The organism is Bacillus sp. BB081, assembly GCF_008368895.1.
GTDB lineage: Bacteria > Bacillota > Bacilli > Bacillales > Bacillaceae_G > Bacillus_A > Bacillus_A wiedmannii.
Map to the genome: position 1 here is coordinate 22,692 of NZ_QOZX01000044.1, position 19,107 is coordinate 41,798.

Consider the following 19,107-nt stretch of genomic DNA (forward strand, 5'->3'; position numbering starts at 1 on the left):
TCTCCTCAATTCCTCTTAGTTATTCTCTTTTTTCTCTTGTGTCCCGCAAATAATTGTTTCTAACTTCTCAAAGAGGCGTAACAAATCTTCTCTTTCTTGTAATTCTAAATGTGAGAAATATTTTGCAATATGCTCATTACGAGCGGTCATTGCCTCTTCTACTCTAGATTTCCCCTTTTTTGTTAACTCAATGATGACAACACGACGGTCATCTTTGTCGTGATAGCGTTCTACAAGCTCTTGGTCAATTAGGCGATCAATCATCACTGTAATTGCACTAGGCTTTACATACATCTTTTTTGCTAATTTTGTCGCTCTTGAAGCACCGTAATGATCCAAAATCTTTAAAATATAAAACTGCGGTGGTGTAAGTCCTGTTGCTTGCATTTGTTCTAATAACTCCGTCTGCATTTTCTTTCCAATCGAAAAGGCAAGAGCTTGAATTTTATCGATATGCGTCATATCATTTAGCATGTTATCCACCTCTTATTTAAGCAATAAAATATTTAATGTATTTAAATATTAATCCCGCGAACAAAATCCGTCAACACTTTTATTCATAAAAACGTTTACATTTTTGTCACAAAGTTGTATAATTTTCGACGAAGTTAATATTGACAGTCACGGAGAATCGGAGTATACGGCTATGAATCATAAAAAAGGAAACTTTTTTATATTTCATGGCCTTTTTATATTCTCTCTGCCTTACAACACTTCGAATTAATTAGGGGAGGATTTTCATTTTATGTTTTTTACACAATTCTTTAAACCTGCGCCCCACGCGGAACGCTTACCAGCTGATCGCGTTGATAGCGAATACCGTAAATTACGTTTACAAGTATTCTTAGGTATCTTCATCGGTTATGCGGGTTATTACTTTGTTCGAAAAAACTTTTCACTTGCAATGCCATACTTGATTGAACAAGGATTTAGTAAAGGGGAACTTGGGGTTATCCTTTCAGCAGTTTCTATCGCTTACGGATTAAGTAAATTTCTTATGGGTATCGTATCCGACCGTTGTAATCCTCGCTACTTTTTAGCAGCTGGGCTATTTTTATCAGGTATCATTAATATTATTTTCGGCTCATTTTCTTTCATTACAACGAGCATTATACTTATGTTTGTCCTTCAGTTTTTAAATGGATGGGTACAAGGTATGGGCTGGCCTCCTTGTGGTCGTACGATGGTTCACTGGTTCTCTATTAGTGAACGTGGTACAAAAATGTCTATTTGGAACGTCGCTCATAATGTCGGTGGCGCGCTTATGCCTTCTCTTGTGACATTAGGCTTATACTTCTTCGCAAATGACTGGAAGAGTATTTTTTACTTCCCAGGTATTCTTTCAATTTTAGTTGGTATTTATGTATTAATTACGATGAAAGATACACCTCAATCTTGTGGATTACCTTCTATTGAAGAACATACTGGAGAGTATCCATCAGATGAAAAAGTAAAAGATCGAGAACGCGAACTTTCAGTAAAAGAAATTTTATTTAAATACGTACTAAACAATAAATTTTTATGGTACATCGCTATCGCGAACGTTTTCGTTTATTTCGTACGTTACGGCGTTGTAGACTGGGCCCCTACTTATTTAGTAGAGGAAAAAAGTTTTACTCATAGTAGCTCTCGCACAGCTTATGCTCTATACGAATGGGCTGGTATTCCAGGTACACTTCTTTGCGGATGGATGAGTGATAAACTATTTAAAGGGCGCCGCGCACCTGCTGGTATTTTATTTATGGTTGGTGTATTTATCGCCGTTCTTGTTTACTGGCTAAACCCTCCTGGTAATCCAATGGTTGATAGTATCGCACTTGTCGCGATTGGATTTTTAATTTACGGACCTGTTATGTTAATCGGCCTACACGCACTAGACTTAGCACCAAAAAAAGCTGCTGGAACTGCAGCTGGTTTAACTGGGTTCTTCGGTTACCTAGGTGGAGCTACTTTTGCTAGCGCAGCTATGGGCTTTATCGTTGATGCATTCGGATGGGATGGCGGATTCATCTTATTACTTGTATCTTGTGTACTTGCAATGTTCTTCCTTGCTCTTACTTTAAACACAGGATCTGCAAAACCAAAACAAGCTTAAGTACTAATATTATTCTTATCAAAAAAAGAGAGACTGTTCTTTCCAGAACACCTCTCTTTTTTCTACATATAAATCTTTTTTCTTACAAAAGATTTATTCTCCTCTTTTTATATGTTAGCGTTTTCAACTAACTTCAATCCCTTATACAACAGCATTCAATCTCTGTATAAAAAGATTTTTGAATATTTTCTCAACTTATGCTTGTCAAACATTGTCAATTTATATTAAAATAACAACAACATACAAAATATTTAGTCTTTTCAGAAAAGATGGAGGGATAGCCATGAAGAATCCACTTCTTCGCATTGAAAACTTACAGACTTCCTTTCGCATACAAGATCAATATCATGCAGCAGTTGATAACGTTTCGTTAACTGTCCATGAAAATGAGATTGTCGCGATAGTTGGTGAATCAGGTTGCGGAAAAAGTGCACTTGCCCTTTCTATTATGCGATTGCATAATGAAGCAAATACAAAATTACAAGGGCAGCTTAACTATAGAGATAAGGATTTACTAACTATGTCGACCGCAGAAATGAATAAAGTACGCGGATCAAACATCGGTATGATTTTCCAAGAACCTCTTACAGCACTCGATCCTCTTATGACAGTTGGAAAACAAATCGAAGAAAACTTAGACTACCACACAAGCCTTTCAAAAGTTGAAAAAAAAGAACGCACCTTAGAACTACTTCATCAAGTTGGTATTCCAAAACCAGAACTTACATATAAACAATACCCACACGAATTATCTGGCGGAATGAGACAAAGAATTGTTATCGCAATTGCAATTGCTTGTAACCCAGCACTCATTATTGCGGATGAGCCAACAACAGCTCTTGACGTAACCATCCAAGCACAAATTTTAGACTTACTAAAATCTATTCAAGAACAAACGAAAATGGGCATCATTTTAATTACTCATGATTTAAGTGTTGTCGCAGAAACAGCCGATCGTATCGTCGTTATGTACGCCGGACAAGTTGTAGAGACAGGAAAAGTTGAAGAGATTTTTAACAACCCTCTTCACCCATATACTCGTTCTCTATTAAACTCCATTCCATCTGCGTATGGTGAAAAAGAAAAATTGCATGTAATTCAAGGGGTCGTTCCTTCGTTAGCGAAGCTTCCTCGCACAGGTTGTCGCTTCCAGGATCGAATTCCATGGATTAGACCCGATCAACACGAGGAAAATCCAATTTTACATGAAGTAAAACCAGACCATTGGGTACGTTGTACTTGCTACAAGTATTTCAACTTCCAAGATAAGAAAGGAGATGACGTAGCTCATGGCACTGCTTAAAGTAGAAGATTTAAAAGTACATTTTCCAATTAAAGGTGGTTTCTTCGGCCGTACATTAGATTACGTGCGTGCTGTCGATGGTGTAAGTTTTGAATTACAACCGGGTGAAACATACGGGATCGTTGGTGAATCAGGAAGTGGCAAATCGACAACGGGTAAAGCAATTATGCATTTAACGAAAGCAACAGAGGGTAGCATTCATTTTAATAATAGAGATTTAACAAAATTAAGTCGCTCTGAGCTACGTGAACAACGAAAAGATATTCAAATGATTTTCCAAGATCCTTATTCATCATTAAATCCGAAGAAACGTGTTCTCGACATTATTGCTGAGCCTCTTCGAAATTTTGAGAAGCTCTCACCTGATGAAGAACGTAGAGCGGTTCAAGAATATCTTGATAAAGTTGGTCTAAATCCAGAGTCAATTTATAAATATCCACATGAATTTTCCGGCGGGCAAAGGCAGCGGATTGGTATTGCACGCGCTCTTACATTAAAACCGAAGCTTATTATCGCTGATGAACCTGTATCAGCACTAGATGTTTCTGTACAAGCGCAGGTTTTAAATTTTTTACAAGATTTACAATCTGAACTTGGACTAACGTACTTATTTATCAGTCATGATTTAGGTGTAATTCGCCATATGTGTGACCGTATCGGTGTTATGTATCGCGGGCGCATTGTCGAAGAAGCAACTAGTGCAGAAATTTATAATAATCCGCAACATATTTATACGAAACGCCTAATATCAGCAATTCCTGATATTCGTCCTGAAAACAGAGAGCAACAGCGTAAGCTCCGTCAACAAGTAAGTTCTGAGTACGAGAAGTCATACGAAAATTATTTCAATGAAAACGGTCGGGCTTATGACTTAAAAGCAATCTCGCCAACGCACCGGGTGGCATTACCATAAGGGAGTGAATAAAACATGTGGAAATTTATATTACGGAGATTTTTAGTGATGATCCCGCAATTATTCGTGTTAAGTATACTTGTCTTTCTACTAGCTAAAGCAATGCCAGGCGATGCCTTAACCGGCAGAGCAGTAAATAATCCGAAAGCAGATCCAAAAGTTATCGAAGAGCAACGTGAAAAATTAGGTTTAAATGATCCTGTTACAACACAATATGTTCGCTGGGTTAAAAATGCTGTGCAAGGTGACTTTGGTATTTCCTATGCACATAAAATGAAAGTAACTGATTTAATCGGTGAACGCCTTGGAAATACAATTTGGTTAGCAATTCTTGTCCTTGTTCTTACTTACGTGATTGCAATTCCACTCGGTGTAATAAGTGGACGTTGGACTGATACATGGGCAGATCGACTCATTACACTGTATAACTATTTAGGACTTGCTACACCACTATTTATATTTGCATTAATTATGCTCTTCCTATTTGGATTTAAGCTTGCAATATTCCCAACCGGCGGTAGCGTAGATCCTCAAGTTGCAACAGGTACATTCGCTTACTATTTAAGTAAATTGAATCACATGATATTACCAGCTTTATCTGGTGCATTAATTGCAACAGTGGGTACAATCCAATATTTACGAAGTGAAATTATCGATACGAAACATAAAGATTTTGTACGCACAGTAAAAGCAAAAGGTGTTCCAGAATCAAAGGTCTATTCTAGACATATTTTACGTAATTCATTTTTACCAATCGCAGCTTTCTTAGGATATGAAATTACAAGCGTGGTTGCTGGATCAATTTTTCTAGAAAGTATCTTTAGTTATCCTGGCATTGGTCAATTATTTATGCAGTCTATTTCTCAACGTGATTTTAGTGTCGTAACTGCACTTGTTTTATTTACTGGATTCGCAACGCTACTCGGGACTCTTCTTTCCGATATTATTCTAAGCATCGTTGATCCACGTATTCGTATTGATTAATGGAGGTGAAGAAACGTTATGTTAGCAAATCCCGAAAAACAAACTGAAGTCGTTCATTACGAAAAAAGTCCTTCTGGCTTTTCTGTCATGTGGCGTGAATTTCGTAAAGATAAATTAGCAATGTTGTCACTTTTCTTATTGGCAATCATACTGATAGCCGTTTACACAACTTCCTTCATCATGAAGCAGGAGGATATTGTAAAAGTTGATTTGTTTTCTATTTACTCTCCACCATCTGGTGAACATTGGTTAGGAACAGATTACGGTGGGAGAGATATTTTTGGACAACTTATTATTGGAACGAGAAATTCATTTACGATTGGACTTGTAATCACTATCCTCTCATGTTTGATTGGTCTTTCTATCGGACTAATCGCTGGTTATTTTGGTGGAGCTGTTGATAACATCATTATGCGTATTATTGATTTCAAACTTATTTTACCTTTCCTAATGCTTGTTATCGTACTTATCACAATTGTTCCAGTCTTTAATGTCACTGTATTTATTTTGATCATGAGTATCTTCCTATGGACAGGAAAGGCCAGGTTGATTCGTTCAAAAGTATTGACCGAAAAAGAATTGGATTATGTATCTGCTTCCAAAACATTAGGCACACCAAACTGGAAGATTATGATGTTCCAAGTATTACCTAACTTAAGTTCTATTATTATCGTAAGCGTTACATTAAATCTTGCTGGAAATATTGGCATAGAATCTGGACTAACTTTCTTAGGTTTTGGTCTACCAGAGAGTACACCGAGCCTTGGAACACTTGTTAGTTATGCAACAAATCCTGATGTTCTGCAAGAAAAATGGTGGATCTGGTTACCTGCATCACTCATGATTTTAGTGTTGATGCTGTGTATAAATTTTATCGGTCAAGCGCTACGTCGCTCAGCTGATGCTAGACAAAGAAAAGGTTAAGGGGTGGAGACAATGACAAACAAACCAAAATTTCTTAAAGTATTAAGTACACTTGCGGCTTCAACATTACTACTTTCAGCTTGTGGGGGCAGCGGAGGTAGTGAAAAAACGAGCAGCACAAAAAAGGTAGACACTAACAAATTTAATGAAGTCGTTAAAAACGATAAAAAAGAAATTAAAGATGGCTCATTGACATATGGGCTTGTTTCTAACACACCATTTGAAGGACTTTTAAACTTCGCTGTATATGAAGGTGATCCTGACAACCAAGTCATTACTTTCTTTGATGAAGCATTATTAGACAATGATAAAAACTGGGAATACAATAACGAAGGTGCCGCTACTTATGAAATATCAGCAGATAAAAAAACAATTACATTAAAAATTAAAGATAACGTAAAGTGGCATGACGGAAACCCTGTAACAGCTGAAGATTTAGAGTATTCTTACCTTGTAATTGGTAGTAAGCTGTATGCTGGATCTCGCTATGACACTCAAATGCAAATGATTGAAGGAATGACTGATTATCACGATGGAAAAACTGACAAAATTTCCGGTGTAAAAGTAATTGATCAAAAAACAATTTCATTTACATTTAAGGAGCCAAATCCTTCTGTGAAAACTGGACTTTGGACATACCCTCTTCATAAAAAATACTTAGCAGATGTGCCAATTGATAAATTAGCAGAATCTGATAAAATCCGTAAAAATCCAATTGGTTTCGGACCATTTAAAGTTAAGAAAATCGTTCCTGGAGAATCTGTTGAATTTGAACGTTTCGATGATTATTGGGGCGGAAAACCAAAACTTAAAAATGTAGTTTTAAAAGTTGTAAACCCATCTATCGTTAATGCTTCATTGAAAAATGGTGACATTGATATCGCGGAAGTAAGTGCAGATCAATATCCGAACGTAAGTAAATTAAAGAATGCACAACTAGTTGGAAGAACAGATTTATACTACAGCTACATCGGCTTTAAATTTGGACACATGGATAAAGAAAAACGTGAAATGGTAATGGATAAAGATACATTCAAAGATGTTCGTTTACGTCAAGCGATGGCTTATGCAATTGATCGAAAAGAAATCGGTGAAAAACTATATCACGGTTTACGTTATCCAGCTAACTCACCAATCTCACCAGCTTCACCTAAGTTCCACAATAATAAAGTAGGTTCTTATGATAAAGATGTTGAGAAAGCGAAAAAATTGTTAGACGAAGCTGGATATAAAGATAAAAATGGTGATGGTTTCCGTGAAGACCCTAATGGCAAGGAAGTTAAACTTAACTTCTTATCAATGAGTGGTAGTGATGTAAGTGAACCTCTTGCAAAATTCTTTATTCAATCTTGGAAAGAAATTGGCATTAAAGTTGAACTTCTTGATGGTCGCTTACATGAATTTAACTCGTTCTATGATAAGCTGAAAAAAGATGATCCTGCAGTCGATCTATACGCTGGTGCTTTCGGTACTGGTTCTGATCCAGATCCATCTGGCCTTTGGGGACCTGATGCAAGCTTTAACTACCAAAGATGGTCAAACCCTAAAAATACTGAATTATTAAAAGAAGGTCTTTCTCCAAAAGCTGCTGACGATAAATATCGTACAGAAGTATATGATAAATGGCAAAAACTAATCCATGATGAAGTACCAATGATTCCACTTCATTATAAGTTCGATCTAAAGGGTATCAATAACCGAGTAAAAGATTATAAATATACACCAGAGGATCAATATAAGTGGGGTAAAGTTAGCGTAACAAGCGATAAAGCAGAAACAGAGAAATAAGAAAATAGCTCCTAGCATCTACATACATGCTAGGAGCTATTTTTCATTTATAGTCCTTCTCTTGCTATTAATAACAATCAATTCCTTCCTTACTCCAATATTAAAAGATTTGATGAATCATTTTTATTAAAACAGCTAACGTAACAGATGCAGCAAATCCTCCTAAACAAATTAAGCTTACCCCTTGACTATATGATAAATTTTGAAATGATTTCATCGCTTCCATCCTCCCTATCTCCCCTTTGATACTCTTATTTTACCAATGGGAAAAATTTCATAACATCGATTTTTCTGACAACAAACTTACAAATTTGTAAGTTAACGATTTCCCTTTAAACTTATATATCTAGTATGTCCGCACTCTCCCTCTTTATACGCAAAAAAAGACCTCGAATTATATCAAGGTCTTGCTTACACTACAAAAGATCTCATTCAATTTACTTTATAATCATCACCGGGCATTTTACACGCTTTGCTATTTTATGACTGACACTACCAAGCACCATTTCTTGCAGTGTATTTAGCCCTCTACTCCCAGCAATAACAAGATCTATATCCCCTGTATTCACATATTGAACGAGCGTATCTCCAGGATCGCCATGTAATATCGTAATTTTGTAGGAAATGTTCTCTTTCTTTAATAAACTTTCAATCTCTTTTAATTTATCTTTTCGACTAGCCGATATTGTTTCTAAATCTGTTTGACCTTGTATAATATCTGATTTTGCCGTTCTATTATCTACTACGTACACAACTTCAACATTTGTTTCTTCGCTACATTTCGCAATATATGTTGCATGTTCCGCTGCTCGAAGTGCATGTTCAGAACCGTCACATGCTAATATAATTTGTTTGTACATATGCTGAATCCCCTTTTCGTTATCCTACCCGTATTATATAATAAAGCCCCCTAAAAAGGAGGCTTCTAACTAGCAATTCTTTTATTATAAGTAGCTAAGTTTGAAATAATCTTCGAGCTTCGTTCATTTAATCCCGTTATCCTTACTTTCACGCCACTTTGTTCATACTTCATGATAACTTTATCAATTGCTGCTACCGCTGAATCATCCCATACGTGTGCGTGAGTAAAATTCAACTCAATTTCTTTTATATCTTCCTCAAATGCAAAATTATTTATAAAGTCTGCTGTAGATGCAAAGAAAAGTTGACCATGAATTTCGTATATTTTCTTATTTTCAATATATAAATGTTTCACGTGAATCTTTGCCATATTGAATGCAAATAAAACCGCACTAATTACTGTTCCGATAATTACACCTAATGCTAAATTATGTGTAATTAAGACAATCACAACTGTTACGATCATAACAAATGCGTTTCCTTTTGGTACTTTATGAATCGTTGTTACAGAGTTCCAATCAAATGTTCCAATTGAAACCATGATCATAACTGCAACTAAAGCTGCCATCGGAATATGAACAACATAATCACCTAAAACGAATAGTAATACGATTAAAAACCCGCCTGCTACAAATGTCGATAAACGACCTCGTCCACCTGATTTAATATTAATAACAGATTGTCCAATCATTGCACATCCTGCCATTCCTCCGAAGAAACCAGCGACAATGTTTGCCATACCTTGTCCACGTGCTTCTTTATGTTTATTACTTTCCGTATGCGTCATATCATCTAAAACTGAAGCTGTTAATAATGACTCTAGTAAACCGATAATTGCAAGCATAACTGCGTACGGTAAAATAATCCCTAATGTCTCCATTGTAAACGGTACATTAGGAATGCTAAAGAACGGTAATTCTTTCGGTAAACTTCCCATATCCCCGACTGTTTTTAACTGTAATCCGCTCATAAGTGCAATACTTGTCACAATAATAATAGAAATAAGTGTAGACGGTACAGCCGTCGTAATACGTGGAAATACATATATAATTGCAAGTCCTAATGCGACAAGTGCATACATTTGCCAAGTTGCATTTTTAAAATGTGGCAATTGCGCTGTAAAAACTAAAATTCCAAGTGAATTTAAAAAACCACTCATAACAGATTTAGGAACAAACTTCATAAATGAGCTCAGTTTGAACACACCAAAAATAATTTGGACAATACCGGTTAATATTGTTGTAGCAAATAAATATTGCAAACCGTGATCTTTAACGAGCGTCACCATTAATAATGCCATTGCACCTGTTGCAGCTGAAATCATCCCAGTTCTTCCACCAACAAATGAAATTGTAACCGCGATACAAAAGGCTGCGTATAACCCAACGGTCGGATCCACGCCTGCAATAACTGAGAAAGCAATCGCTTCAGGGATTAGCGCTAAAGCAACAACAATCCCTGATAGCACATCCCCTCTCACGTTGGAGAACCAATCATTTTTTATCGTTTGAAACAAAATACCACTCCTCTACCCTTCTATCATTTGATTTTCTCCATAAGAAAATCTAGGCCGACTGCACGAAGGCTATTATATAACGAGTAGAGAGATTTTTGCTATGTAAAAGTTTCCTACAGAAAAAGACGCTACCTTAGTAGCGCCTTTCTCCTTTTATTAATGTCCACCGTGACCTTGACCGCTTTCTTGCACAATCTCTAACCTCTCATCCAGTATACCTTGTGTTTCAAATGAAATATCACTCGTACTTCCTAATAAGAAGCCGTGGTTATACGGCCCAAGCGTTGGGTCATCTTTAAACTTCGGTTGAATACTAGCAAGGAATTCATACACTGGTTGTGAAGCTTTCCCTTCTTCTAACAATACAACAGGTGCGTGTTTACCCATATGTGAAAATGGAGCTCCTGCAACTGCTAAGTCTGGTGTTTTGCTTGAAACAAATGATAAACCGTGACCTGGTTTTGTAAACCCCCATCCAAATTTTGTTTTTTCATCTTTAAATTTCGCAAATGCAATAGAATTCTCTACCGGAGTCTCCCCACTAATACGCGTTACTTTTCCATATTTACTTAACTCTTTTTCTACTGCTTTTGAAATGATTTTTTCTGGTCCTAATACATATATATTCGCTTTATCTTTTCTCATTTTTAATGCCTCTATCGTCGCTTCTGGCACCTTATCTTTTTCTGTATATAAAAGCGGTTCTGGCATATGAGAGATCCAGTTTACAGCTGGTGTTGTGTATAAACGCCCTTCTTCTTCAGACGAACCGATAATAACACTATTTGGATAACTTCCTGTTATATCGGCATATTCTTTATCCACATCTTTAGCAAATGTAGCTGGATCCGTTTCTTTTATTTGCTTTACTTTATATTCTTTTAATTGCTCAAGGATAGATGCACCTACATCCCCCATCACCATAATTTGTGTTCCATCTTTCGTTCCGAGCGGATTTAATCGTTTTATTTCTTTTAATGTCATTTCGGGTATCTTTTCTTTTTCTATAAATAAAATCGGCCCGTTATTCGGATGATGAATAAGGTCTGCACTTGTAATACCTAATTGCCACTCGTTTACTGATACTAAAATAATAGCGCCTGGCTGATTCTCTTTATGCGTTGCTGGCCATATCGTTTGCGAAGTTAATACTGCCATTTGCAGAGGATCGTTTGTGTTTAATCTCGTTACATTTTTTAAGCTTGTCGTTAATAAATCATTCGATGCACCTTCGTTCATTTCTTTAGGCGCAGTTACCTCCTGATTCATTTTCATTTCCTTTTGCTCTGTTTTCTTCTCTTCTTTAGATTCATGATTTTTATGATCTGTATTCGTTTGTCCACACGCCGCAAGACCAACCGCCGCAATTATTGTTATCCCAAAAATTCGGGTCATCTGTTTCACTATACCGCCTCCGTTTGAATCGTTTTCGAGCCAATATGATTACCTAAAATGGAATTTCAACTTTACAATAACAAGCAATTCTGAAGAAATTATGCAGATGCATGATAATCTGCACCATTTCTTCATGATTTTGACTTACAATTTAATTAATAACTACAAATGCGGAGGTACTCTATGGTCGATATACTACTCGTAGATGATGAGCCGAGAATGCTTGAATTATTAACGCTTTATCTTACTCCAATCGGATACAACTGCGTATGTGCAGTATCTGGGGAAGAAGCTATTTCACATATAGAAAATCGAAACTTCAAATTTGTTTTACTTGATATTATGATGCCAAAGATGGATGGGTGGGAAACGTGCAGAAAAATTCGATCCTTTAGTAACGTTCCTATCATTATGGTAACGGCTCGTGATCAAACGGTAGATGTCATCCAAGGGTTAAAACTTGGAGCGGATGATTACGTAACGAAACCTTTCCATGAAGAAGAGCTTTTCGCAAGAATTGAAGCTGTTTTAAGGCGAACGAATCAACACGCGCAAATCCAATATCACGGCATTTTATGGGATGAGGCAAAGCATTTCGTCTCTGTCTATAATGAAGAACTTCTTCTCACTCCAATCGAATTCTCTTTACTCGGATTATTTTTACGTCATGTGAACTATGTATTAAGCCGAGATCAGCTCATTGAACGAATTTGGGGATTAAATACAAATACAGAAGATAGAACAGTCGATTCACATATTCGTAATTTGCGTGATAAATTACGAAAAGTAAATTTCCCTATTGATCATCATTTAAAAACTGTTTACGGAGTCGGATATCGATGGATTGATACTCTAGATTAAGGAGCAAAACGATGAAGCGAATATCTATTCAACTCGGATTTTATTTTTTAATTGTTACACTTTTAATCGAAAGTGTTCTATTTGTCTTGCTTTATTATAGCCTTGTCAACAATAGAGTAAATGAAGAAATGACAGCTTTATTAAAGCGCGGAAATAGTCACCGAGATGTCCTTGAAAAGTATTTTGATAAGCAAACAATCTCCCATGTTGCACTAATGGAATCCGAAGCCGAAACCACTGTCGTTATTACAAATGCAAATAAAGAAGTACTGGCTAAATCCAACGAAATAAATACTACGATAAAAAAGCATATTGAAAAAATGCAAACACGGACAGATCATGACGGAGCAATTATAGAGAATCATTGGAAAACATCTAATTATATATGTACAGTTAGCCCCATTGTAGTAGCTGGAAAAACGGAAGGCTACGTATATATGTTTCTCGGAACAGAATCAATCGAGGAAATGGTTAACGGGCTAACAAGACAATTCATTATTGCCGGAGTCATTACGTTTCTATTAACAGTCATCACTATCTTTCTATTATCACGGTTGTTAACAAAGCCATTGTTACACATGAAACATGCCACTGAAAAAATGAGTAAAGGCGATTTATCCGTTTCGTTAACGACTACTCGAAATGACGAAATTGGTGAACTAGCATCGTCTATTCAAACGCTTGCTAATGATTTACATTATATGAAAACAGAGCGAAGTGAATTTCTAGCAAGTGTTGCTCACGAATTACGAACACCGTTAACATACGTAAGAGGTTATGCTGACATTGCTTTAAAGGAAAACACATCTCCTGAGCAACGTTTGCGATATTTATCTATTATAAAAGATGAGTCTGATTATATTACGAACTTAGTTCAAGATTTATTTTCACTTGCACAAATGGAACAACATAACTTTTCTATTCAAGTAAAGGAAGTATATTTACACACCTTCCTTACTCGCATAGCCGAAAAAGTAAATGCCATGTATAAAGAAAGATACATTAAAGTTTCTTTCTCTTGTCCTCCTACACTGCTAATAAACTTAGATGAACAGCGATTTGAACAAGTTGTGGTAAACATTTTAAATAACGCTTATAGACATTCACAAAAGCATTCTCATATAAATATTTCTGTTACAGAAGAACATAAACGTATTTCCATTACAATTGAAGATGAAGGCGAAGGTATTCCGCCTGAAGACCTCCCTCACATTTTCGACCGTTTTTATCGAGTTGATAAAGCAAGATCACGAGCTACAGGCGGAACTGGTTTAGGACTATCTATCGTGAAAGAAATTGTAGAACTACACGGCGGGAATATTACTGTAACGAGCGAAGTCGATCATGGGTCTTGCTTTATCATTTCATTGCCATCTATATAGAAATACAACTATCATCAATTAACAAGTTCAGTTTTGATTTACAAAATCACATCATAATTAGCATATGAAAACGCCCAGAGTTCAAAAACTCTAGGCGTCTTTTATTGTCTTATTGAACTAAATTCTCCTTTAGCTTAAATCAAATTAAAGACAAAACTTAAACAAATTTCTAAACCTCTTAATTTTATACAATCTATTCTAAAATAAACCTTTAATTCTATTTAAAGCAACACACTTTATAATTTTAATGGTTTATAAGCCAATGCTTTATCTATAATTTCTCTGGCGGTTAATTCGTCATCGCTCCAGAAAATATAATCACCTATTTTAGGGTCAATAACAGACGATTCAACCATGTCCAACCAAATTGCCTGTTCCCATTCTTCTCCTTCCGTATCCATAAGTTTTTGAACCAAGGTAACTAACTCCTCTTTATTTAACTCACCTAATTTTATATTTTTATGATTAATAGCTCTTTTTACAATATATTCTGCACCGTAATCAGCAAAAAATAATTCTTTTGCATTTGGATAAGGAACACTATTTTCAAATACAATGAGTTTATGTTCAAAATCTTCCCCAAAATCTTGTAGCTCTTGAATTTCTAAAACTAATTTTAATAGTTTCTTTTCATCCAATTCTTCACTCCCTTTGTTCAAGACAACCACCTTAGTAATCTAAGCACATTTCTTTATACTTTCCATGTTCATTTCAACATAAAATTACAATTTTCCTTTTGAATTATCCAAATCAATATGTTATCCCTTATACTAATTGATATGTTAAGGACAGATAAACCTTACTATAACTAAGAATACGAACAGACCAAATCAGATGTAATTTGGTCCGTTCATTAGTATGCTATTTCTTTTCCTTATAATATAAATTTACAAATTGCCCAAAACGTTTCGTATCCGTTAAAGTTAAATTGATTTCCGGTTTCTTTTCTTGAAATAACGGAACTCCAGAACCTAATATATGCGGTGTAATCGTGACAACATATTCATCAATTAGATTATTCTTAAAGAACTCTCTTAATAAACTCCCTCCACCGACCATCCATATTTTAGATCCTTCTTGTGCTTTTAACCTTTTTATAAACTCCACTACATCTTCATTTACAAACTCTACATGTCCGTTTGAACCTTTTTCTGAGTTAGAAAAAACATAACATTTTTTATCTACATACGGGAATGTTTCCGTATGCTCTACTACATAATCGTACGTTCTTTTCCCCATAATTATTGTATCAATCGTTTCATACATTTCTGTATAACCGTTATCTCCCTCTCCTTCGGTTTCCATTAACCAATCTAAATCATCATCTTCTTTCGCAATATATCCATCCAAACTGGCTGCAATAAATAAAACAATTTCACGTGACATCTCTTCTCCTCCTTGCATCTCATCTTGATAACATTATGATGTAAACAATATACTAACAATAAAACATGACAATTTATGTCATGTTAAAAAGAAAAAAGGTGATACATTTGTCAAAAACTAAACGCTTATTAGATATTCTTATATTTGCTTCTGCCCAAAAAACATTTACAGCTCAGGAAATAGCTGATGAATTTAATATTTCCGTTCGTACTGTCCATAGATACATTTTAGATTTAAGTGATATGGGATTACCTATTTATGCAGAACAAGGTCGTAATGGAGGATATAAAGTATTAACGAATAGAGTCATACCGCCTATTTTATTTACCGAAGACGAAGCAGTCTCCATCTTTTTTGCTTTTCAATCTTTAAGTTACTACAGAGACTTGCCTTTTAACACAGAAATCAATTCCGTTACACATAAACTGTATAGTTCTCTACAACATGATGCGAAAGCGAAAGTTGATAAAATACGTTCTTATATCGCTTTTTGGAACCCTAAAAGAACAATTGATACACCACTTTTAAACGAAGTGTTAACTGCGGCTATTGAAAATAAAAATTTACACTTTCAATACGAATCTAAAACAGGAATAAAAACAAAACACGTTCACCCTATCGGTGTATATGCTCACGACGGTTTATGGTATTTGCCCTCCTATGATTTTAGTAGAAAAAAAGTATTACTGTATCGCATCGATCGTATTCTCTCCATATTATCAACGGAAGAAAATATGGATACATTCATGAATTTAAAAGAGTGGTTTGCCTCTAACTCTAACGTAATATACAGTCCTATTCAGTTACATGTTTTACTGACAACAGAAGGCGTGCGCCAATGTAAAAGCGTGCCTTACCTTGAAGAATTCGTTGTAGCAAACGAGGACGGGACAGGATATATACATTCAACAATTGATAAAGGAGAAATCAATTTTATTACGCCTTTATTTTATAGGCTTGGAAAAGATGCACGAGTGTTAGAACCGAAAGAATTAATAGATGGTTTACGTATGCGTGCGAAAGAAGTTTTACATATGTATGAAGACGAAAAAAGCTGCTAAATATAAGCAGCTTTTTAGTCTAGTTGTTCCTATTATGTTTACTATTGACGAATATCGAACCACCAACGATTTTCCTCATTCATATTCTCAGTTCCACTAGAACCACTGTAACTGAAAGCATCAAGGAAGATTGAATCTAGTTTATCCTCATCTACAAAATAACCTAATTTAACATTTACTGTTTGTCCTGGCCGGATACTGCCAATATTGTAAAAACTTTTTCCGTCTCCGTGAGGTTCTAAATAATCAACTTCGCCTGTCATAATATTTTTTTCTGCAATTCCATTTTTTCCAGCGTACTTCCATGCATTCCCTTCAAATTTAAGCTGTTTTATGGATGGATGCATATAGATTTCTTCTGTCGCCTGTTTACCAATGTTTTTCACTGTTGTTGTCAAGTAGACAAATTTAGGCTGAACTAATTTTGACTCTACTAATTGATCAATTGAATCTTTACCATTTCCAATTTTATATTTATCCCGTCTATATGGTATCAATTGTCCTGCTTGATCCAAAGCTTGATTCTCGCTTAGTCTCCCTAATCCCGTTTCATTAAAGTTTTCTTGCTTAAAATCTTTGATTGAATCAAAAACTTCAACTTTTTCTATCACATATTCAATTTTGCTGTTATCCATGATAATCGTTACTGGAACCTTTTGTCCTATATGAAATAGTCGTTTACTATCTTTTTTCAAAGGAATCACCTTAGTTTTTTTAGGCTTACTTTCTTCGCTAAAATACTTTTTATCATAATCTGTTATATGTGATGCCTTTTCTTTTGACGTAGGCTCAAGGGAAATGTTCCCTAACACATCCACCATTTGTTCTTCGTTTATATCGTTTCCAATATAACTTTGTAACACGATCCCCTCTTTCTCAAAAAAGAGAAAGACCTCTCTGTTAAACGCTAAATTGTTGTTTCCATTTTCTTTATTAACAATCACTGCTTTCTTACCATTTACCTCTTTCTCTTCGTAGCTTTTTGAGTACAGCGTTTTAAAATTCGAATCTTTTCCTACTCTCCAAAGAATGAAAGAAAATCCACCCTTTGCATAGTTATCTTTAAATGAATATTTCATAGCAGAGTCATCAATTGCTTCCATATTTTCTGGCAATTTACCAACCTTCAACTTATACCACTGATCACTCTTTTTCGAATCCTTATTTGTTAAGGAAACATTTACTTCGTAATTTTGTTTTTGAACAATCATATTATAGACTTTCACTGCACCAAAAACGGTTGTCGGCATACCAATCAATAAGCAAGCAGCAGCGATTAACATACGATGTCTTTTACGCTTTTTCTGCGGTTGTCCATCTTTCAACTTCATTTCCTCCATAAACAATTTCTTTTTGCGCGTATATGTATGTGAAAATTCATGTTGTTCTTCGAGTTTATCAAAATCATCTAAAGCAATTTTTTCAGCAAGTTCATATATTTCTTTGGAGTTCTTTGAATTCGTCATGTTGTATACCTCCTATCATATTTTGGACTCGTTTTCGAGCGCGTTCAAACTGCTTGCGGACATTGACCTCCGTTATCCCCATAACACTTGAAATTTCTTGATACGTTAAGTTATAGAAGACTTTGTACTTAAACACCTGTCTGTTAGATTCATTTAACTCTTTTAGCAAAGTATCAATTTGAACCTCAGACATTTTACGTTTTTCCCACTCTTCAATATTTCCATCTACTGCTTCTATTGATTCTCTTTCATATTCTTCTAAAAATGTTTCATGTCGTTTATTTTTCCGATAACTATCAATCGCCTTATTTTTCGCGACCCTCAAAATGTAGCGTTTAAGCTCTTCAGTACTCAAGCTATGGAGCTTTTCCAAGTTCTTATAAAGAGTAATAAACGTCTCTTGAACCGCATCTTCAGCCTGCTGAATATTATTTAAAATAGAATAAGCTACATAATAAATTTTTTGTTCATACAACTCGTATAGCTCTTCCATCTTTTCATAATCGTTGTTTGTAACTTTCATATAATTCCTCCTCTCACTCTATATAACGAATGAGCGCTATACTTTGTGACACTGCAAAATCTTTTTATAGATAAAATTTAATTATAGAATAAACGAGAAATTGAGCTTTTGTTTATTAGAATTTTCCTGACTGTTCCATTAAGAACATCCCTCTTATTCCTTTTCAATAAGTAGTATCTTCTCTATCTCTTTTTTTAACAAATGCTTTGTCTCTTCAAAGTTATGATTCTGCTTCTCTCCAGGTTGTACCATATAAAACTCAGCAAACGAGCGCTCTTTATATCTTGGTACGACATGCATATGATAATGCGTTAACTCGTTAAAGACTCCACCATTTTGACAAATTGTAACTCCATCTGGTTTATATAATGACTTAATCACTTTTGTAATAAGCTTTGAAGCATCCATAATGGATTTTGCTACAACGTCATTTAATTCGTCCACTTCTACAACATGCTGCTTTGGCACAATTAAAGTATGTCCTGGATAAAAAGGTTCATGATCTAAAAAGCATGTTACATATTCATCTTCATATACTTTATATATTTTTTCTTCTTCGTTTGCTAATTTACATCCTAAACATTCCATCATATTTTCCCCTTTATTAAAAACATAAAAACGTGAGAGCCATATTCTCACGCTTTTATGT

General features: G+C 35.3%; 19 protein-coding genes. 9 read left to right on the forward strand and 10 right to left on the reverse strand.

Going from position 1 to position 19,107, the window contains the following annotated elements; all coding sequences use genetic code 11:
* Positions 1-15: 15 nt before the first annotated feature.
* Complete coding sequence (locus DN394_RS19465) at positions 16-474, reverse strand: MarR family winged helix-turn-helix transcriptional regulator (protein ID WP_097917692.1); 459 nt, start codon at positions 472-474, stop codon at positions 16-18.
* 271 nt (positions 475-745) lie between these two features.
* On the opposite strand from DN394_RS19465, the gene glpT reads away from it, so the two are divergent.
* The 6 genes from glpT (at position 746) to opp4A (ending at position 8,007) form a co-directional block, all read left to right on the forward strand.
* Positions 746-2,095, forward strand: coding sequence for a glycerol-3-phosphate transporter (gene glpT / locus DN394_RS19470; protein ID WP_097917693.1), 1,350 nt, complete (start codon positions 746-748; stop codon positions 2,093-2,095).
* 283 nt (positions 2,096-2,378) lie between these two features.
* Complete coding sequence (locus tag DN394_RS19475; protein WP_097917694.1) at positions 2,379-3,398, forward strand: ABC transporter ATP-binding protein; 1,020 nt, start codon at positions 2,379-2,381, stop codon at positions 3,396-3,398.
* Positions 3,385-4,311, forward strand: coding sequence for an ABC transporter ATP-binding protein (locus DN394_RS19480; RefSeq protein ID WP_087983341.1), 927 nt, complete (start codon positions 3,385-3,387; stop codon positions 4,309-4,311). Before DN394_RS19475 ends, DN394_RS19480 begins: the two co-directional genes overlap by 14 nt.
* Before the next feature lie 15 nt (positions 4,312-4,326).
* Positions 4,327-5,295: an oligopeptide ABC transporter permease gene (opp4B, locus tag DN394_RS19485; protein WP_060629545.1), complete on the forward strand. Its 969-nt coding sequence runs from the start codon at positions 4,327-4,329 to the stop codon at positions 5,293-5,295.
* Between the two features lie 18 nt (positions 5,296-5,313).
* Entirely contained in the window at positions 5,314-6,219 is a 906-nt protein-coding gene (locus DN394_RS19490) for an ABC transporter permease (protein WP_087983343.1), read from the forward strand.
* A gap of 12 nt (positions 6,220-6,231) precedes the next feature.
* Positions 6,232-8,007: an oligopeptide ABC transporter substrate-binding protein gene (gene opp4A / locus DN394_RS19495; protein ID WP_098110431.1), complete on the forward strand. Its 1,776-nt coding sequence runs from the start codon at positions 6,232-6,234 to the stop codon at positions 8,005-8,007.
* 100 nt (positions 8,008-8,107) lie between these two features.
* On the opposite strand, the gene DN394_RS19500 is transcribed toward opp4A, so the two are convergent.
* The 4 genes from DN394_RS19500 to DN394_RS19515 form a co-directional block, all read right to left on the reverse strand.
* Positions 8,108-8,233 carry a DUF4027 family protein gene (locus tag DN394_RS19500; protein ID WP_000387883.1) on the reverse strand — a complete coding sequence of 42 codons (126 nt, stop codon included), beginning with the start codon at positions 8,231-8,233 and terminating at the stop codon, positions 8,108-8,110.
* A 211-nt stretch (positions 8,234-8,444) separates the two neighbouring features.
* Positions 8,445-8,867 carry a universal stress protein gene (locus DN394_RS19505; protein WP_048567094.1) on the reverse strand — a complete coding sequence of 141 codons (423 nt, stop codon included), beginning with the start codon at positions 8,865-8,867 and terminating at the stop codon, positions 8,445-8,447.
* Positions 8,868-8,932: 65 nt separating this feature from the next.
* Positions 8,933-10,384: a SulP family inorganic anion transporter gene (locus DN394_RS19510; protein ID WP_097917696.1), complete on the reverse strand. Its 1,452-nt coding sequence runs from the start codon at positions 10,382-10,384 to the stop codon at positions 8,933-8,935.
* 156 nt (positions 10,385-10,540) lie between these two features.
* Positions 10,541-11,788 carry a cell wall-binding repeat-containing protein gene (locus tag DN394_RS19515; protein WP_097917697.1) on the reverse strand — a complete coding sequence of 416 codons (1,248 nt, stop codon included), beginning with the start codon at positions 11,786-11,788 and terminating at the stop codon, positions 10,541-10,543.
* A 174-nt stretch (positions 11,789-11,962) separates the two neighbouring features.
* On the opposite strand from DN394_RS19515, the gene DN394_RS19520 reads away from it, so the two are divergent.
* Together DN394_RS19520 and DN394_RS19525 are read left to right on the forward strand one after the other, a co-directional pair.
* Entirely contained in the window at positions 11,963-12,640 is a 678-nt protein-coding gene (locus DN394_RS19520; RefSeq protein ID WP_097917698.1) for a response regulator transcription factor, read from the forward strand.
* Positions 12,641-12,651: 11 nt separating this feature from the next.
* Positions 12,652-14,022 carry a sensor histidine kinase gene (locus tag DN394_RS19525; protein WP_046953805.1) on the forward strand — a complete coding sequence of 457 codons (1,371 nt, stop codon included), beginning with the start codon at positions 12,652-12,654 and terminating at the stop codon, positions 14,020-14,022.
* Positions 14,023-14,258: 236 nt separating this feature from the next.
* On the opposite strand, the gene DN394_RS19530 is transcribed toward DN394_RS19525, so the two are convergent.
* Together DN394_RS19530 and DN394_RS19535 are read right to left on the reverse strand one after the other, a co-directional pair.
* The gene (locus tag DN394_RS19530; protein ID WP_001032607.1) at positions 14,259-14,681 is read right to left on the reverse strand and encodes a hypothetical protein; all 423 of its coding nucleotides are present in this window, start codon (positions 14,679-14,681) and stop codon (positions 14,259-14,261) included.
* 202 nt (positions 14,682-14,883) lie between these two features.
* A complete protein-coding gene (locus DN394_RS19535; protein WP_098086028.1) occupies positions 14,884-15,408 on the reverse strand; it encodes a dihydrofolate reductase family protein in 525 nt (174 codons plus the stop codon).
* 65 nt (positions 15,409-15,473) lie between these two features.
* Here DN394_RS19535 and DN394_RS19540 point away from each other — a divergent pair, with 65 nt between their 5' ends.
* On the forward strand, positions 15,474-16,469 hold the full coding sequence (locus DN394_RS19540; RefSeq protein ID WP_170958679.1) for a helix-turn-helix transcriptional regulator: 996 nt from the start codon (positions 15,474-15,476) through the stop codon (positions 16,467-16,469).
* Positions 16,470-16,510: 41 nt separating this feature from the next.
* On the opposite strand, the gene DN394_RS19545 is transcribed toward DN394_RS19540, so the two are convergent.
* The 3 genes from DN394_RS19545 to DN394_RS19555 form a co-directional block, all read right to left on the reverse strand.
* The gene (locus DN394_RS19545) at positions 16,511-17,935 is read right to left on the reverse strand and encodes a DUF4367 domain-containing protein (RefSeq protein WP_097917701.1); all 1,425 of its coding nucleotides are present in this window, start codon (positions 17,933-17,935) and stop codon (positions 16,511-16,513) included.
* Positions 17,901-18,458, reverse strand: coding sequence for an RNA polymerase sigma factor (locus tag DN394_RS19550; RefSeq protein ID WP_097917702.1), 558 nt, complete (start codon positions 18,456-18,458; stop codon positions 17,901-17,903). Before DN394_RS19550 ends, DN394_RS19545 begins: the two co-directional genes overlap by 35 nt.
* Positions 18,459-18,611: 153 nt before the next feature.
* Complete coding sequence (locus DN394_RS19555; protein ID WP_097917703.1) at positions 18,612-19,097, reverse strand: HIT family protein; 486 nt, start codon at positions 19,095-19,097, stop codon at positions 18,612-18,614.
* Positions 19,098-19,107: the final 10 nt, after the last annotated feature.

Coding starts and splice junctions, on each gene's coding strand:
- DN394_RS19465 (WP_097917692.1), bottom strand. CDS start 474: ATGCTAAATGATATGACGCATATCGATAAAATTCAAGCTCTTGCCTTT.
- glpT (WP_097917693.1), top strand. CDS start 746: ATGTTTTTTACACAATTCTTTAAACCTGCGCCCCACGCGGAACGCTTA.
- DN394_RS19475 (WP_097917694.1), top strand. CDS start 2,379: ATGAAGAATCCACTTCTTCGCATTGAAAACTTACAGACTTCCTTTCGC.
- DN394_RS19480 (WP_087983341.1), top strand. CDS start 3,385: ATGGCACTGCTTAAAGTAGAAGATTTAAAAGTACATTTTCCAATTAAA.
- opp4B (WP_060629545.1), top strand. CDS start 4,327: ATGTGGAAATTTATATTACGGAGATTTTTAGTGATGATCCCGCAATTA.
- DN394_RS19490 (WP_087983343.1), top strand. CDS start 5,314: ATGTTAGCAAATCCCGAAAAACAAACTGAAGTCGTTCATTACGAAAAA.
- opp4A (WP_098110431.1), top strand. CDS start 6,232: ATGACAAACAAACCAAAATTTCTTAAAGTATTAAGTACACTTGCGGCT.
- DN394_RS19500 (WP_000387883.1), bottom strand. CDS start 8,233: ATGGAAGCGATGAAATCATTTCAAAATTTATCATATAGTCAAGGGGTA.
- DN394_RS19505 (WP_048567094.1), bottom strand. CDS start 8,867: ATGTACAAACAAATTATATTAGCATGTGACGGTTCTGAACATGCACTT.
- DN394_RS19520 (WP_097917698.1), top strand. CDS start 11,963: ATGGTCGATATACTACTCGTAGATGATGAGCCGAGAATGCTTGAATTA.
- DN394_RS19525 (WP_046953805.1), top strand. CDS start 12,652: ATGAAGCGAATATCTATTCAACTCGGATTTTATTTTTTAATTGTTACA.
- DN394_RS19535 (WP_098086028.1), bottom strand. CDS start 15,408: ATGTCACGTGAAATTGTTTTATTTATTGCAGCCAGTTTGGATGGATAT.
- DN394_RS19540 (WP_170958679.1), top strand. CDS start 15,474: ATGACAATTTATGTCATGTTAAAAAGAAAAAAGGTGATACATTTGTCA.
- DN394_RS19545 (WP_097917701.1), bottom strand. CDS start 17,935: ATGACGAATTCAAAGAACTCCAAAGAAATATATGAACTTGCTGAAAAA.
- DN394_RS19550 (WP_097917702.1), bottom strand. CDS start 18,458: ATGAAAGTTACAAACAACGATTATGAAAAGATGGAAGAGCTATACGAG.